The sequence below is a fragment of the Pedobacter sp. FW305-3-2-15-E-R2A2 genome (genome assembly GCF_038446955.1).
Taxonomy (GTDB): Bacteria; Bacteroidota; Bacteroidia; order Sphingobacteriales; family Sphingobacteriaceae; genus Pedobacter.
In genome coordinates this window covers 4,118,049-4,133,951 of sequence record NZ_CP151803.1, presented here as the reverse complement: position 1 = coordinate 4,133,951, position 15,903 = coordinate 4,118,049, and the positions used below count along the sequence as shown (strand labels likewise).

Below are 15,903 nucleotides of genomic sequence, written 5' to 3'. Positions count from 1 at the left end.
TTCCAATCAAATGAATAAAACAATATAAATTATGGCATTATTAGATCACAACGGGGAAAGTGAATTTCCCTTCTCAAAAAACAAGGTTTTTGATGCATTGTGCATCGTTATCCCATCTATTTCAGGACTTAAAGTTGAAAGTGCAGACCGGTTGATTGGACGTATTCTTGTTAAAGGCGGGGTTAGTCTGGCTTCCTGGGGTGAGAATATTCCTATTCAGTTGACTGAAATAAGTGAGAATAAAACGCGAATTCAGATCACTTCTACTCCTAAAACCGGGATCATGATGGGAGGTGCATTTGACATGGGAAAAAACAGGAAGAATATTGAAAACATATTGAATGCTACTTCAGGTTTTCTATCCAATGGATACGATCGCAATTCGAACGTAAGTCATCTGCCGCAACAGGTTATCGTACCGAAAAAGAAATTGACATTTGGTAAAGGGGTTTTGTATGGGTTTTTAGGGTTTCTCGGGATAGGTATATTATCTGCAATGTTTGGAAAAGAAGAAACCGTATCTACGGAAAAGATTGCAACAGAACAGATAGGGACATCTGTAGATGTTACTCCTGCAGAAGACAATGTTAAAGTGGACAGCGAAGAGGAGGAGGTTCTGGCAAAGCTGAAAGCAGACTGGCCTGATGATTATAGTACACAGGAATATTGGGTAAAGACAGAGCTCGAAGATTATAGATACATGAAAGAGGTGCCTGCAGGATCATTAAAATCTAAAGTTCAGCGGGATTGGCCTTTAGACTTCTCAACTCAAAAATATTGGTATAGTTAACAGATAGAAGCACAGAAAAGGATGAAATAATATGATGAAAGCAGTTAAAGGTTTTTGGTTACTTGTCAAAAGAAGTACAGCCGATAAAATATCAGATGTACTTTAAGTCTTACGCTGCAGTTAAGGTAGAACCTGCAGAGCAACTAACTGTTCCCGATTCTTCTACTTTAAATGTTACGGATTCGCTGCAAATTTGAGGGCTTACGTTTGAGCAACATTTGTAAGTGCAAATGTTTAAAAAGAATACTAAATGAATTTTTCAGTTGTATAGATTTGTTATGTAAGGTAAAAATATTGTTTGTATAATATCATTTAGCGTGTCATTACGGGAAACAGTATGAATAACAATTTATTCTGTTGTATTTTTCAGAAAAATGACGCCGTGTAATAGAAATTGTATTAAACTAATAATCATATTTATTGTTTTTTTGTTGTAACTTTCAATTATATTTGAATTTATACCATTAGTAATCAGTGTTATAAGTCTGTTTTTTTTAACCTTAATTTTTTTGTTATGTATGCTACAAAAAATATTTTCATTAGTCACCACCACAAAGACGATAAATCCGTAACTGATTTTACCAACCTTCTTGCGGGTAAAAATTACAATATTAGAAATAGTTCGATAAGAGTAAATGAAAAAAACAAAGAACGACTTGAAAAGAAACAGATTCCCAGAAAAACTTTGGAAAGATTATTAAGTATGAAAATGCGTTGGGCGGGAACAGTAGTTGTACTTATTGGTTCAAAAACACATTCAAGAGAATGGGTTAACTGGGAAATAGAGCAAGCTGCACAGCAAGGAAAAAGAATTCTTGGTGTCTTTATGCATGGAGGTAAGGACGTTAACATTCCAGAGAACTTAGATAAATATGGTGATGGCTTAGTTGGATGGAATTCTGCGAAAATTATTGCTGGTTTGGAAGGTGAGGATGTGGGGTGGTGTAATTCAAGCGGAGAGCAACGAAGCCCAGTTAATAATGTTAAAAGAGTCGTTTGTCAATAATGGGTATTTATGGATATAAAATTACCAGAGACTACGGTTTTGCTCCCAATCCCTTTGGTACTTACTGTACATTAGCTTGCTGTAAACCCCATGTTAGGAAAAAAGCAATTGTTGGGGATTGGGTTATTGGTACTGGGGCGATAGAAAATAATCTACTTTATCACCTAATTTTTCTAATGAAAGTTACTGAAAAGCTTACTTTTCAAGAGTATTGGGATGATGTAAGGTTTGATTATAAGAAACCAAGATTGAATGGCAGTATTAAACAATTATATGGAGATAATATTTACCACCAAGATGGAAATGAATGGTGTCAATTAGATTCTCATCATAGTCTTCCTGAAGGGGTGCTAAACGATAAGAATCTTAAGCAGGATTTAAGTGGTAACTACGTCTTAATTTCTAATGAGTTTATTTATCTAGGTGACAAGAGCCTGAAAGTTCCAGAAAAGTATATTGAAATATGTCCAACCGCTCGGCATAGAGATTACATTACAGTAAAAAATGAAGAATTGGCTGAAGAATTTATAACGATGATTTTTAACCTTTATAACCCTGGTTTAAACGGAAAACCAATTAACTGGAAAGAGCATGAACAATTACAACTACTTTAATAATGGCATTAAATAGATCTCATCACCATACAAAATACGACACAAGAGGCCAATTTGCTTCATTAGGAATTAAATGTGTTTTTATTTCTCATCAACAAAAAGATAAAGAATCTGCAAAAAAAATCGCTGATTACTTAATGGAGGCTGGAATCGATGTATACTTTGATGCATATGACAACGATTTAAAAATTCATCATCAATCAAACAATGCAAAAGCTGTAACCGACTCCATTAGAAAAGGTATAAATAATAGTTCCCATATGGTAGTCTTATGTTCTCCAAATACATTATATTCTACATGGGTGCCGTTTGAGATAGGATATGGTTTTGACAAAACGGATCTATGTGTATTATGTTTGAAAGGTATTCAAAAAGGTGGATTACCTGAATATATAAAAACAGCCAAAATTATTAGAGATATCTATGACTTGAACAATTTTGTAAGAGATATGACTGGATTGGGAAAAGATATATTATTGAAGTCTAATCTAATAGAAGAGTTCAATAGCCGCGCAAATCCTTTGTATGATTATATGGATGGACTAATCAATGAGAGCTAGATTATGAAATGGACAGATTTTTGTGTCAGTAAGTTAACATTAAACGAAAATGGAATGATTGACAGTATCATTTATAGGGAGGACTTGGTTGATACGTTGAGCGCGAACTCAATGGAACAAAGTAGAGATTGGATGGTAAATAAAATACTTGAAGGAAAAACATTTTGTTCTATAAAAAAGGTAGACGATGGAAAATGGCACTACATCGGGAATTTTTCATACGATGGAAAGATATTTGAATGGTTTAAAATACCTAAAAACCTCCCTAAGAGAAAAACTTTTAAAAGTTATTATCATTACGAAGATCAAGACTATAAAGAGAAGTTTAAAAACTTATTTGATGATTTAATAATACATAAATCGGTTGAAGATGGAGATATTGATGCTGATAACTCTGATGCGTATATCAAGCAGCTAATACGTCAGGGATATCTTAATGATACTACTGTATTAATTGTACTAATTGGACCTAATACAAAACATCGGAAGCATGTTGATTGGGAAATTTCTGGAGCACTTAACTATAAAGTCGGCGATAAGTACTCAGGCATTTTAGGGTTGAAATTACCTAATCATCCTGATTATGCTACAGGTAGTCACAGTTATGATTTATTGCCAGCACGTTTATCAGACAATTTGAAATCAGACTATGCAATTATAAGGGACTGGACTGACGATAGAATAAAAATGCAGGAATATATTGAGCTTGCTTTTGAAAGACGCGACACTCATTTAACTAAAATAGATAATACCAGAAAACAAATGACTGAAAATACTAATGAGTAAGATGAAATATCCACTGAATATTTATATCGTTTGGCATCCCAATTCAGCTATTTGCAAAGAAATTGGTGAAGAACTTTATTCTACATTTTGTAGGGATTATAAAAATCCTTTATCAAGAGGGATTGGTATTCCTGTTTATTTTAGAAGCATTATTCTTGAGGATAGTAAACCTTTAAACATAGATTTAAAAAATTCAGAAAAAAATGCTATCGTCTTACTTATTGATGAAGAGTATTATTTGGATGAAAACTTCAAGAAATATACTGAAGAAATTGCAGGTAAAGTAGATGGAAACAATCGAATTTTCCCCATTTCTCTTTTTGATAAAGCTTATTCAATTGGTTGTAATTTGAGTACACTTCAATTTATTGATGGAACAAAGTTCTTTGACAAAAAACTAAACTTCGAAAAGAAAAAGCACCTTGATAAGGCCATAAGGAAAATTAAAACGGAATTATTACATGATTGTTGTAGATTGATTTTAGATTTTCATCCAAAACAGAATGATAGAGAGAACCATAGAATCGGTTCACCTGTAAAATTATTTCTAAGCCATGCAAAAAAAGATGGTGAAATAACTACAATTAAATTTAAGAAATTTATTGAGGATAATCTTAAACTGGATGTTTTTTTTGACACTGTCGATATAGCAAATGGATATGATTTTGCTGAGCAATTTAAACAGGAAATTAGACATTCAGCTTTGGTTGTTTTCCATACAGATGAATATTCAAATAGAGAATGGTGTAGGAAAGAAGTCTTGATTGCAAAAAAGCATAAATCTCCAATAGTAGTAGTACACAATATTGTAGAGGGAGAAAAAAGAGCGTTCCCATATCTGGGTAATATGCCAACAATAGTTATTGCTAAGGATGAAATTTTAGGGTTTTACAAGATTATAAATTTAACCTTATATCAAGTCTTAAATAATCTATATCAGGGGCGGCTTTTAGAGCATTACAGAAATATTCATTATCAAGAAGAAAGTGAAATTAAAATTTTAACATCTCCTCCAGAGTTATTTAATTTTCTTGCTATCAAAGAGTATAAAAATGGACTAGATAAAAAATTAATAATGTTATATCCTGATCCTCCCCTTGGAATTGAAGAATTAAATATTTTAAATGAATTGGATGAAGATGTAGAATTTACAACACCTATTAATTTGAATTAAGCCTAATGGAAAACGATAAAATAAATATTTCTGGAGTTGAAACAGACCTAGTTGAAACTACAGAGAAACCTGTAAAACTAGGCGTTTTGAATGGTAAAAATGTAGCAATATCTGTTTCTGTTAGTGAGGATTTAGAAAAAAATGGTTTTTCTGAACAGCACCTGAATGATATTTCTATTGAAATTGCAAGATACATTATTGCTAACGATGGAGTCGCTATGTATGGTGGAGATTTAAGAGTGGGCGGATTTACATATTATTTTTCAGAGTTATCAAATCAATATAAAAAGCCTAATGATAAGTCTTTTAAATTTATCAACTATTTTGTTTTTCCGAATACAAAGGCGCTAACAAGAGATGTTAGAATCGATTTTCAATCAAAGCAAATTTTAGTCAAAGAAATCGAATTGCCTAAAACACTAGTTATAGATAGGAATAGGGAATATAGTCCGTTAGGAAATAATGAGGACAGATTTACATTATGTGAATGCTTTAGAAATTTAAGGGATCAAATGACTAAAGACTGTAAAGCTCGGGTATTGGTGGGTGGAAAAATATCTAATTATTTGGGGTACATACCTGGCATAATTGAAGAGGCATTAACTACATTGATAGAGAACAAACCAGTTTTCCTAGTTGGTGGATTTGGTGGCGCGACGTCGAAGCTTATAGGATTAATTAAAGGAGAAAGTGTCGATGAACTAACTGATGATTTTCAATACAATACTATATTTTTAAAAGGCTATAAAGAGTATATAGTGGGTAAGTATAAGTATTCAAACTATGAAGATATTAAACAGGAGTTTGCTAACTACAACGTCGAAAGGCTTTCGGAATTGAATAAGCTAAGTGTAGAAGAAAATGAAATACTGTTTGAAAGCAAAAATATTCATGAGATTGTCTACTTAATTATGAAGGGCCTTAGGGCTATTTAAATAACTCGAATTAACGTCAAAACTAAATTATTCAAATACAAAATATTCTAAATTATGGAGTTCTCAACTTACCAACAAGAAGCAAAAAAGACAATTCAAGATTATATACAGGGTAAGGAAGCTAATAAGCTAGTTCCTTTTCTCGGGCTAATTGGGGAGGCGGGATCAGTAATTACTGAATTAAAGAAAAATTTAAGAGATGGTAACTCATATACAAATTATAATAATAAGCTAAAGGAAGAGCTAGGTGATCTTCTATGGTATATTTCGACAATTGCTACTGAAAACAATCTTGGGTTATGTGAAATAGCTGAATCAAATTTAACAAAAATAAAGGATAGATTTGATCTGGAGCAATCTGGAGATTTCATTATTTATGACGCTGAATATCCTACAGAGGAACAATTTCCACGTGAGTTTGAAATACAGTTCGATGTTATATGCGAAGGTGGTAGAGAAAAAGTAAGGGTTACAAATAATACCAACAACTCGAAATTAGGCGATGATATAAGTGATAATTCCCATAAAGAAGATGGATATAGATTTCATGACATTTTTCATTTTGGTTATGTAGCTTTTCTTGGCTGGTCTCCAGTTGTAAGAAAATTAATGGGTATAAAAAGGAAAAGTGATAGTGCTACAGATGAAATAGAAGACGGTGCAAGAGCAACCATTACTGAAGAGCTAATTAGCCTCTATATATATAGCCACGGCATGGATCACCAATTGTTTAAGTATAGCAATAGCGTTGATACGGAAATTTTAAAGACTGTGCAAAAATTAGTTAGCGGTATTGAGGTTAAAAACTGTACTCAAAAGCAATGGGAAACGGCAATAATAAATTCCTATAAAGTCTATGATGAATTAAAAAGAAACAATGGAGGCCGGGTATTAATCAGCATTAAAAATAGAAGGCTTATTTATCTTGGTAAATCTTAAATAACACTTATTTTTGACAAAAAAATTGATTTGATTATATATAATAAGACAACAATACAACCAAGTATAGTATATAATACCTACTGGCAATTTGCGGTGGAGAGGCAGAATATTTTCTTTAATAAAATCAACAATAAGAATGTTCTGACAAGTGACCCCATACTTTTAAAACATAAATTCACTAATGTATATCGGGCGTCAGATCGAGTTAGTCAATATTTAATTAAAAACGTAATTTACCGAGGAGATCAAAATCCTAAAGAAGTTTTATTTAGAATTCTACTTTTTAAGATTTTCAATAAAATACAAACTTGGGAATTGTTGGAAAATGAGTTAGGAACTCTTTGTTGGAGCGAATACTCATTTAATCACTACGCTGGAATTTTACATGATGCCTTAAAGGCAAAAGAAGCCATTTATTCTGGAGCTTATATTATGGCATCTGGAAAGAGCACTTATGGTTTTATTAGAAAGCATGAAAATCACCTCAAAATCATTGAGCAAATGATTTCGTCCGGCTTAGCAGATAAAATTCAAGATGCAGAATCTTTAGAGAATGTTTATCGCTTGCTCTTGTCGTATCCAACTATTGGTGCATTTTTAGCCTATCAATATGCTATAGATATAAATTATAGTGAAATTATCAATTTTAGCGAAATGGATTTTGTTAAGCCTGGCCCAGGAGCAAAAGACGGAATACGAAAATGCTTTAAAAGTTTCGGAAACTATTCTGAAGATGATATTATTCGATTTGTAACTGAAAATCAAGATCAAGAATTTGATCGACTTGGCCTTGAATTTAAAGCTTTATGGGGAAGACCTTTGCAGTTAATTGATTGTCAGAATTTATTTTGCGAAACTGATAAATACGCCAGAGTTGCTCACCCTGAAATTATTGGTTTGTCGGATAGAAAAAGGATAAAACAAATTTATAAAAAAACCAATGTTGATATTCAATATTGGTATCCACCTAAGTGGGGCATAAACCCACAATTTTAGATTGCATAGGTTAGGTTTCCTGGCCAGAAAAATTAACAAATTGATTTTGGCATTGAATCGGTAGTAGCCGATCTCTTGATATTTTAATAAAATCATTAAAGCTTTTCTTGGTTTGAGCATAATTGTTGTTGAATCCATGGATTAACAACATGATTGAATGGCTATCAGTGGGCAAGGCTCCTTTTTGCCTATAAACGGCCAGCAAAAAAGGTGTTTCTTAGTTTAAGTTCAAAAGAAATGGTTTATATATGGCTATTTTTTATGAGATTTGATCTCGCTGATTAGGTCATGAAATAGACTAAAAAAAACAGATAACCAACGGTATAAAAGAGCTTAAAGCTTGCACCGAATTTCGCTATCAGTAATCGGTGCAAAGCTAAAGTTGTTTGTCGTTATTTGATCATTTTTCGTAGTTCCTTAAAACCACCAGAGGCTTTCTGTTTTTCAAGTAGAAAGATAGAAGCAATAGATTCATCTCGGAAGCATGCCTGTTTTTTGCTGCAATAGTTGAGTATCTTGGGGTTCTTAATGAAATGATATCGCCAAGAGTTTTCAATATTTTCTTCTTTGTATTCATCTATGATTTGTTGAAGGATAGATTGCTGTTCAGCTAAGTTTTCTGATTCTTCTCTTTTAATATAGTCTTTAAGGAATTCCTTAAGTATAATCATATTGGTTTGCCGTTCAAAAATCTCGCGCCATTTATTTGCACCTTGGCCGAATGACCAACGGGGTGCCTGGAGGGTGGGTGAGTAGCCGTCTTCTTCGGAATAATCTCCTTTACTCAATAATGCCCTTCGCATCATGTCATCTGCATTGGAGAAGAGCTGTTTGAAGGTGGCAAAATACTTGTCGAATTTTCTTCTGTCCAACAGGTCTTTTCCGGAATGTATTGGGCTATAATCAATACAGGTCCAGAGCAAGCTAATCTTTCCGTTACAAATTGGGAAATCCTCTGCCTCCCAGAATAGTTCTTCGAGTTCCTGTCTATCAAAGTCAGGCCCGTCATTGCCATAAGCAAGCAGCTTTTTTATTTCCTCCGGTGTCAGTATGGTCTGATTGGTATCCATGTCAATATATCTAGTCAGATCAGTTATATCGTTATGACCGTCTTCGATAAGTCTATCTGTCAATTGCACGCTTAGTATAAAGGCTTGGTAGGGTGACTTTGAGATGTTGTCGAAGTTGGCAATATTGTAATAAAAACGTACTACTCGCAGTAGTTCTCGCTCAGTTGCTTCTGGGAATTTTACTGAATACATCATCACTGGGAGTATTCGTATATAGTCCGCTGCGGTAGTATCGGTTGAGAAGAAACTCGCTGTGAAATACTTTGAGGGAAGTTTTTCTAATACGCGCATCAAGGCTTCATAGTAGGTGTGGATGAGTTGTAGACTCAGGCCATCGGGAGTGATTTTATTTTTTTCTCGGATCGCTCGTAATGTTGTTTCCAGGCTTGCTAGGGATGGATATTCTTGATTGGTTATGATCTCTACTGATTTTATCCATTTTAGGAATTCATCGAAACCTTTATCTGCACTTGGCCTTTCTCCGCGCTTAATCCAGAAGAAACTCTGCCATTTTTCCCAGGTTTCGCCCCACGTATTTTTCTCACTTTCAGCTACATGTTCTAGAAGCTGAGCTTTGATGTTTTCATTTGGCTGTACGGATTCGCCTCTACTGTTCATATAGAGATAAAGGTCTTCGCCTTGTTCGCTTTCACTGATGTCGAAATAAAAAATCTCTATCTGGTCTTCCACAAATTGTTTGGAAAGGGGGGTGTTGCTCAAAAATGTAGCGATCTGCGCATAATTGTCGATTAGCGAACAGATGGTTTGATCGGCTTTATAGCTGTTAAAATACCAGTATTGATTTTTAATCTCGCTAATGCTCCCGCCATTTAGTAAAAACTTTACGAATTCATAAAGAAATACATGGGAGTTTTCTCTGACTTTGTAGTCTACCTTTAGCTGTTCATATGGGAAATACCGTCTTCTGAAGAGTTCTGTCTCGTTTTCGTTTATATGTACTGCCAATAGCAATAAGAAAATTGTAGTTAGTCGCTGCTGGCCATCGATAAGAATATACTTACTAATCTGTTCGGGATCGTGATAACCATAGATAAAGCCGATGTTGCAGAAGACCTTGCTGTTTTCCAATTCCCGGAGCAGAGATTCGCGCATTTTTGGACTAAGTTTTTGCAGCATCTCCTCAGGGTAGGATTCCTTGGTTTCATTCCATTTTTCCTGGTCCTCTATAAAGGAGTTCAGTAGTTTTTTGACATTTTCGATTTTCCATACGTAATCTCGCTGTATTTCAGGAACTAGTATTTGTTCTAGGTTCTGGAATGTGAAAAAATCCTTTATGCTATATTTTGCTGAATTCATTATTTGATCCCTTCTTTGGTTAGATTAGTTATTTTATCCATTATCCATGTTTGGTGAGCACTCATGTCATTTTCGGTCCAGACCGATAGGTCACTGGTCATTTTGTTAGAGAGCAACTTTGAAAATACATCGTACGTATGCTTGGGAACGAAACTGCCCTTGCTGATCCGCCCAACGATGTTATGTCGCTTCTTGCCGAACATTCCGTTACTGTTTGAGCTATTGTCAGAGGAAGTAAGAAGTGCCATGTTGCCGATTGTGTTTAGTTTTTCGCTTCTGATTACCTTGAAAAGGAGTTCTTTTTCCTCATCGTCAAGAGTGCAGGTATTCTTCTGCATCTTGGTTCTCAGAGAATTGAGTTTAGTAAGTTTGATTTCCCCAAATTTTTCTTGCAATGCACTTTCATCCTCTAGTCGATTTTCTAATAGACTGTTCAGCAGTGAAATGTCAGCACTGTCCAATCCATCTGGAAGTTCTGCAGGATTCTGTGGAAAGATGTGTTCCAAGGACCAGTTTTGTGCACTAAATGATGCAAAGTCAAACCGGTTCTTACTTTGGAAGATGCTTAGGGCAAGCAAAAGAGAATGGATCTGGCTTTCGTTTTCTCGATAATCCAATTCTTGGATGTCGTTTGGAATAAGGGCAAGTGCCAGGTTGCTCAATTCCTTCCTTAACTCTTCCATTGGACTTTCTAATAATGGTAATAAGTTGTTGAGGGTATGTGGGGTTCCTTTTGCTGAAAGGATGTAGCCGATCAAATTGTAAATGTTTGGGTCACTAAGCCAATTTTGCAGGATGTACTGAATCTTTTTCAATTCATCAAAGAGTTCTCCTGCGGATGATTTCTCTGTCTTGATCCTAGATTGGAAGAAGTTGAATAGTGCGTATTTGTCATTGCCTGAATTGAGCGGCAGGAATTGGTGTCTGGCACCAAGCATTTGCAATAGTTTATATACTGGGTTTTCTTCTTTGTTGAAATAAAGGGCTCTCGCATCGGGTGATAAGGCCCAAAGTATAAGCTCGTCCCATTGCCGGCCGAGTAGGGTTCTCTTTTTGACGATCTCGGCATAGCTGATCTCTTTGGTTGAATGTTGTTTTCTTGCCGCTTTGGTCAAGAATAATCCTTTGATAAGTTCAACGTTGGTTAGTTCTATCTTGTTAGTATTTAGGTTGCTGAATATCTTTTCGCAGCTTACGTTTCCTTCTACGTTATTTAGTATCAGCATAACGGCTTCGTGAAGGTATTTACAAAAATTTATAGCCGGGTCTGGTTCGTTAAGGCCCGCACTACGGAGTTCGGTATCTAGCCGTTTGATCGCATGAAAAAGAAAGTAAATGTCCTGCTCATCATAGCTAATATGCTCCTTGACAAAATTTTCCCAGTCCAGTTTAAGTAGTTCTCCGATATTTTCATAGATAAAACGATTAAAAAAGTCTGTCACTTTATCACGTACCTCGTATAGAAGCCGATGCTTGGCTATAGATGGATTTTCTTGCGGATTGTAATGTTCTAGGACGCTCGACAGTAATGTAAGTGTGGTTAAGCGCTGTTGACCGTCGATGACCTCAAGTACGGGGTGCTCTTGAACGGTGTTTTTCTTAATTGTTATATACTGAAGATAGTATTCGCTACTTCTGGCCTGATAAGCCTCGATCAGGTCGCGAATCAATACGCTGACTGCCCCATTTGGCATATCTGCGGACCACTTGTAACCTCTTTGGTACGGGGCGATGTAATAACGTGCAGCTTTGTGCTGGTACAGCGCAGAATCTGGAGAGTCTGTGCTGAAGATGTGTTTGATCGGAAAAACCAACTGATTGCTCATTTAGATTTTGTATTTAGAATGAAGTGTTGTTGGATGATAGGACTTAGGCCCTGTTCAAATGCTCACTACGTGAGCAATAAGTCTGCTGACTTTGTAAACGCCCGGAAAATTTATCCTAGCCGATTGAAAAATGATGCAGATAATTTGAGATTTTCATGAGAGTGTCCTTTTGTTCGCAAGTTAATTTATTGATTTCATTTTTTCAATTTTATATTGAATTTGTTTTTTAAACAATATGTTTGATAATGACTTTTATTAAAAGATTATTTGTTAATAATATTATTAATTATATATTAAATAAAATTTTATGATTAACAAGTTTTGAGGCTCAACGCCTAGCATGATTCCCAAAACCCCCACGTACTATTAATCCCACATATCCTTTTTTAGTGATTTACAGATTGCTTAGTTATAGGTTAAGTTAAGACCATTCAACTTTCCAGTAGGGGCTTAATCATTTTACATCAGGAAGCCGGAGAAAGTATTTGTAGGGCTTTTTACTTTCCTTTAATTAAAGGAGATTTCCTTATCAATATCGTCATGTCCCCACCCAATATTAAGATTAGTCCTTTTACATAAATAGGAGGATATGCTTATATTGTTAATTTTGTTCAGAACGAAGATGTAGTAAGGAAAAAATTCTCAGCGATTGCTTCTTCTATCCAACAACCTGGGGTGCAATGGTAGGCTAGGCCATTATCCTTGATCATGCCAACGACGGATATATATGGAACAGAAGATTTCCATGAGGTGGCTATATGGGGGATGGAATTAAACTAATCCCTAAAGAGTGGCTGGTGGGAAGGTCATCGTCTAAAATAAAAATTCATAAAAGAAGAAATAGTCTTTGAATATTGATGCTTGTCAATATTAATTGTTAGATTACAAGTCTAAATTCTCTCCTCATGCACTATTTTATATTAAACTGTTATGAGCACATATTGTAAATGCCATATGCTGACGCTGCAATCATCGATTGTCCAGGTTTTTAGTAGTCGGGAATTATCTTAAATAAAATAGAAAACAACTTAAATTTTATTCTCAATGTTGATAGACGAAATTTTGTCAAAATTTATTGATTCAGGGCCAAGAAGTTACTATTCATTTGAAACTTTTATCCTTAACTTATTAAAAATACATATAGAAGGACTAGGTAAAAAATTTACAATTTCTAATAATATTAGAATCCCGGGAGATGCAATTGCAGATGAAGGATTTGATGATTTTAAGGGAAGAACTCTAATAGATGTCAAATTAAATTTGGACAGAATTTCTCCTAAAATTTTCATTGAACAATTTCAAAATAGATTAAATAGGTGGGAAATTCTACCTGAAATAAAAAATATTTTAATAATAAACGGGAGGCCTATATCTGGGAAGTCCAAAACGATAATTTTAAATGAATTGCAAGTTCTGGCCGGTGATTTACAAATCACATTATGGGAACCTGAGGATATCAATAGAATTGTTTCCAAGCATCGAAAGGAAGCTAATAAGATTGCGAGTAATCTATTCTCTTTAAGGTTAGAAAGTGCTGTAAAAAAAGACAATAGAAATTGGAAGGAAGAGAGGGATGAGAAGATCGAACAATTAAAAGAATTTTACGAAAGAGGTCAATTCTCAATGTTTCTAGGGGCTGGTGTTTCGAGTAGTGCTGGTATGCCAGACTGGAATACGTTATTAAACTCTTTATTTGTATCTTACCTTTCCAATGAATTTACGGATTCTGAATCCATATCAGATGACGATATTAAACAAATTGTAAGTAGATTAAATGAGGTGGATGAGCCTTCTGCGTTAATGGCTGCGAGATATTTGAGAAAAGGGTTATCGAAAGAAAGAACAGAGGTGAAGATTTTCACAGATACCATTACGGATAACTTATATAAATTAAGAAACAAATCAAAAAATATAAGTTCTGATTTAATCCAATCAATATCAAATTTATGCATGCCAAGAAGAACTGGAGCAAAGGTTAGGTCTGTTGTGACATATAACTTTGACGATTTGATAGAACGAGAACTTGATCGAAAATCAATTAGTCATCATAGTATTTATACTGATAACGAATTATCTGACCCGGATGAATTACCTATTTATCATGTCCATGGATTTTTGCCGGAAGATAAGTCAAAATATGATCTTTTAGATAAAACCACTCTAGTGTTTTCTGAAGAAGGTTATCATCAAATTTATTCTGATTCTTATCACTGGTCAAACTTAGTTCAGCTTTATAATTTTAGAGAATATAATTGTTTAATGATTGGATTATCAATGACAGACCCAAACCTAAGACGTTTGTTAGATATCTCTGCTAGAAATATTGAAAGTAGTAGGCACTTTACATTCTTAAAAAGAATATCCATAGATGATTTTTGTTATTTTACAGATAAAAAGAGTAAGGAAAAAAAGCAAATCGTTCAAAATATTAAAGGAGCTGAACAGTTTTTGAATAGGCATCATAAATTAAATGAAGAATTAATGAAAGAATTAGGAGTTTCAATTCTTTGGTACACTAATTATGATGAAATTCCAGATATCTTGAATAAAATCAACGTAAAGTAGACGAGGGTGTTTCACAAACTGTGTCAATAGTGTAACTTTAAACTATCGACATAATTATGGCAACACAAGAAGACTTTGATTTCGAAAGCTTCAAAAAGGAAGCTATAGCTGGCTTATATGCCGGGAAGAAAATGACTGGCACGGATGGGGTACTAGCCCCGATGATGAAACACTTTCTGGAATCTATGATGACCGGAGAGCTGGAGCACCACATTTCAGAAAGTAAGCTAGCCGGTCATTCCAACCGTAAGAACGGGAAAAGTAAGAAGACGGTTCGCAGCTTGAGCTCGGGAGAGTTTGAATTGGAAACCGGTCGGGACCGCCTGGGCACTTTTGACCCTAAGGTTGTCCCCAAACGCCAACTGATCATTACAGAAGAACTGGAAGGGAACATCCTCTCGATGTATGCAATGGGGATGAGTACGCGTGCTATGCGTGATTATATCCAGGAAATGTACGCCATGGATATTTCTGCAGCTGAGATCTCACGCATTACTGACAGCGTACTACCAGCCGTGCAGGAATGGCGCAACAGACCCTTAGAAGCAGTTTACCCCTTTGTCTTCCTGGATTGCATGTTCTTTAAGGTCAGGGTAAATGGTGTAGTGGAAACCCGTGCGATCTACAATATCCTGGGTGTGGATATTGAAGGCAAAAAAGATGTTTTGGGGCTTTATACGGCTGAAAACGAAGGCGCCAAATTCTGGCTTTCGGTACTCACTGATCTAAAAACGCGTGGTGTTGAAGATATCCTGATCGCCTGCATTGATGAACTAAAGGGCTTCCCTGAAGCTGTAGAGGCTGTCTTTCCAAAGACCAGGGTACAGCTTTGCATTGTTCACCAGATCCGCTGTTCTATGCGCTATGTTCCTGAGAAAGATAAAAAGGCAGTAATGGCCGATATGAAGCCAATCTATCAGGCGAATAATGAACAGCTGGGATATGAAAAATTGCTGGAGTTCGAAGAGAAATGGGGGACGAAATATCCCCTGAGTTGTAAGTCCTGGCTGGACAACTGGGTAAACCTTTCTGCATTCTTTGAATACGATCAAGGGATCCGTAAGATTATTTACACCACCAATCCGATTGAGGGCGTACACCGCCAAATCCGCAAAATCACCAAGACCAAGGGGGCTTTTTCTTCTGAGCAGGCACTGATGAAACTCATGTACCTGGTCATCAAAAATATCAGTAAGAAATGGACGATGCCAATCCATAATTGGGGACCGGCATTTTCACAACTTTATATTAAATTTGGTGACAGAATTCTTCAAGAGAATAAAGGATTCTGAGAGGCGTTAATTTTTGAAACTGACACAGTT

13 protein-coding genes are annotated in these 15,903 nt (G+C 35.3%); 11 read left to right on the top strand and 2 right to left on the bottom strand.

The window, feature by feature from the left end; all coding sequences use genetic code 11:
* The first annotated feature begins 31 nt into the window (after positions 1-31).
* The 9 genes from AAFF35_RS16500 to AAFF35_RS16460 all read left to right on the top strand — a co-directional run bounded on the left by AAFF35_RS16500 (position 32) and on the right by AAFF35_RS16460 (position 7,803).
* Complete coding sequence (locus AAFF35_RS16500) at positions 32-790, top strand: hypothetical protein (protein WP_342327626.1); 759 nt, start codon at positions 32-34, stop codon at positions 788-790.
* Positions 791-1,304: 514 nt separating this feature from the next.
* Positions 1,305-1,796, top strand: a complete 492-nt coding sequence (locus AAFF35_RS16495; protein WP_342327625.1) for a TIR domain-containing protein — start codon at positions 1,305-1,307, stop codon at positions 1,794-1,796.
* Positions 1,796-2,410: a hypothetical protein gene (locus AAFF35_RS16490; RefSeq protein WP_342327624.1), complete on the top strand. Its 615-nt coding sequence runs from the start codon at positions 1,796-1,798 to the stop codon at positions 2,408-2,410. The genes AAFF35_RS16495 and AAFF35_RS16490 overlap by 1 nt, the downstream gene beginning before the upstream one ends.
* 2 nt (positions 2,411-2,412) lie before the next feature.
* Complete coding sequence (locus AAFF35_RS16485) at positions 2,413-2,970, top strand: toll/interleukin-1 receptor domain-containing protein (protein ID WP_342327623.1); 558 nt, start codon at positions 2,413-2,415, stop codon at positions 2,968-2,970.
* A 3-nt stretch (positions 2,971-2,973) separates the two neighbouring features.
* Entirely contained in the window at positions 2,974-3,756 is a 783-nt protein-coding gene (locus AAFF35_RS16480; RefSeq protein ID WP_342327622.1) for a TIR domain-containing protein, read from the top strand.
* Position 3,757: 1 nt separating this feature from the next.
* Complete coding sequence (locus AAFF35_RS16475; RefSeq protein WP_342327621.1) at positions 3,758-4,930, top strand: toll/interleukin-1 receptor domain-containing protein; 1,173 nt, start codon at positions 3,758-3,760, stop codon at positions 4,928-4,930.
* A gap of 5 nt (positions 4,931-4,935) precedes the next feature.
* Positions 4,936-5,865 carry a hypothetical protein gene (locus AAFF35_RS16470; protein ID WP_342327620.1) on the top strand — a complete coding sequence of 310 codons (930 nt, stop codon included), beginning with the start codon at positions 4,936-4,938 and terminating at the stop codon, positions 5,863-5,865.
* A gap of 54 nt (positions 5,866-5,919) precedes the next feature.
* A complete protein-coding gene (locus tag AAFF35_RS16465) occupies positions 5,920-6,804 on the top strand; it encodes a nucleoside triphosphate pyrophosphohydrolase family protein (protein ID WP_342327619.1) in 885 nt (294 codons plus the stop codon).
* A 30-nt stretch (positions 6,805-6,834) separates the two neighbouring features.
* A complete protein-coding gene (locus tag AAFF35_RS16460) occupies positions 6,835-7,803 on the top strand; it encodes a nucleotide kinase domain-containing protein (protein ID WP_342327618.1) in 969 nt (322 codons plus the stop codon).
* Positions 7,804-8,195: 392 nt separating this feature from the next.
* Here the strand turns inward: AAFF35_RS16460 and AAFF35_RS16455 are convergent, their stop codons facing one another.
* The gene (locus AAFF35_RS16455; protein ID WP_342327617.1) at positions 8,196-10,190 is read right to left on the bottom strand and encodes a DUF262 domain-containing protein; all 1,995 of its coding nucleotides are present in this window, start codon (positions 10,188-10,190) and stop codon (positions 8,196-8,198) included.
* Positions 10,190-12,016 (bottom strand): DUF262 domain-containing protein, encoded by a 1,827-nt coding sequence (locus AAFF35_RS16450; protein WP_342327616.1) that lies wholly within the window; start codon positions 12,014-12,016, stop codon positions 10,190-10,192. Before AAFF35_RS16450 ends, AAFF35_RS16455 begins: the two co-directional genes overlap by 1 nt.
* 1,044 nt (positions 12,017-13,060) lie before the next feature.
* On the opposite strand from AAFF35_RS16450, the gene AAFF35_RS16445 reads away from it, so the two are divergent.
* Positions 13,061-14,581, top strand: coding sequence for an SIR2 family protein (locus AAFF35_RS16445; RefSeq protein WP_342327615.1), 1,521 nt, complete (start codon positions 13,061-13,063; stop codon positions 14,579-14,581).
* Between the two features lie 56 nt (positions 14,582-14,637).
* Positions 14,638-15,873, top strand: a complete 1,236-nt coding sequence (locus AAFF35_RS16440; protein ID WP_342327613.1) for an IS256 family transposase — start codon at positions 14,638-14,640, stop codon at positions 15,871-15,873.
* Positions 15,874-15,903 lie beyond the last annotated feature (30 nt).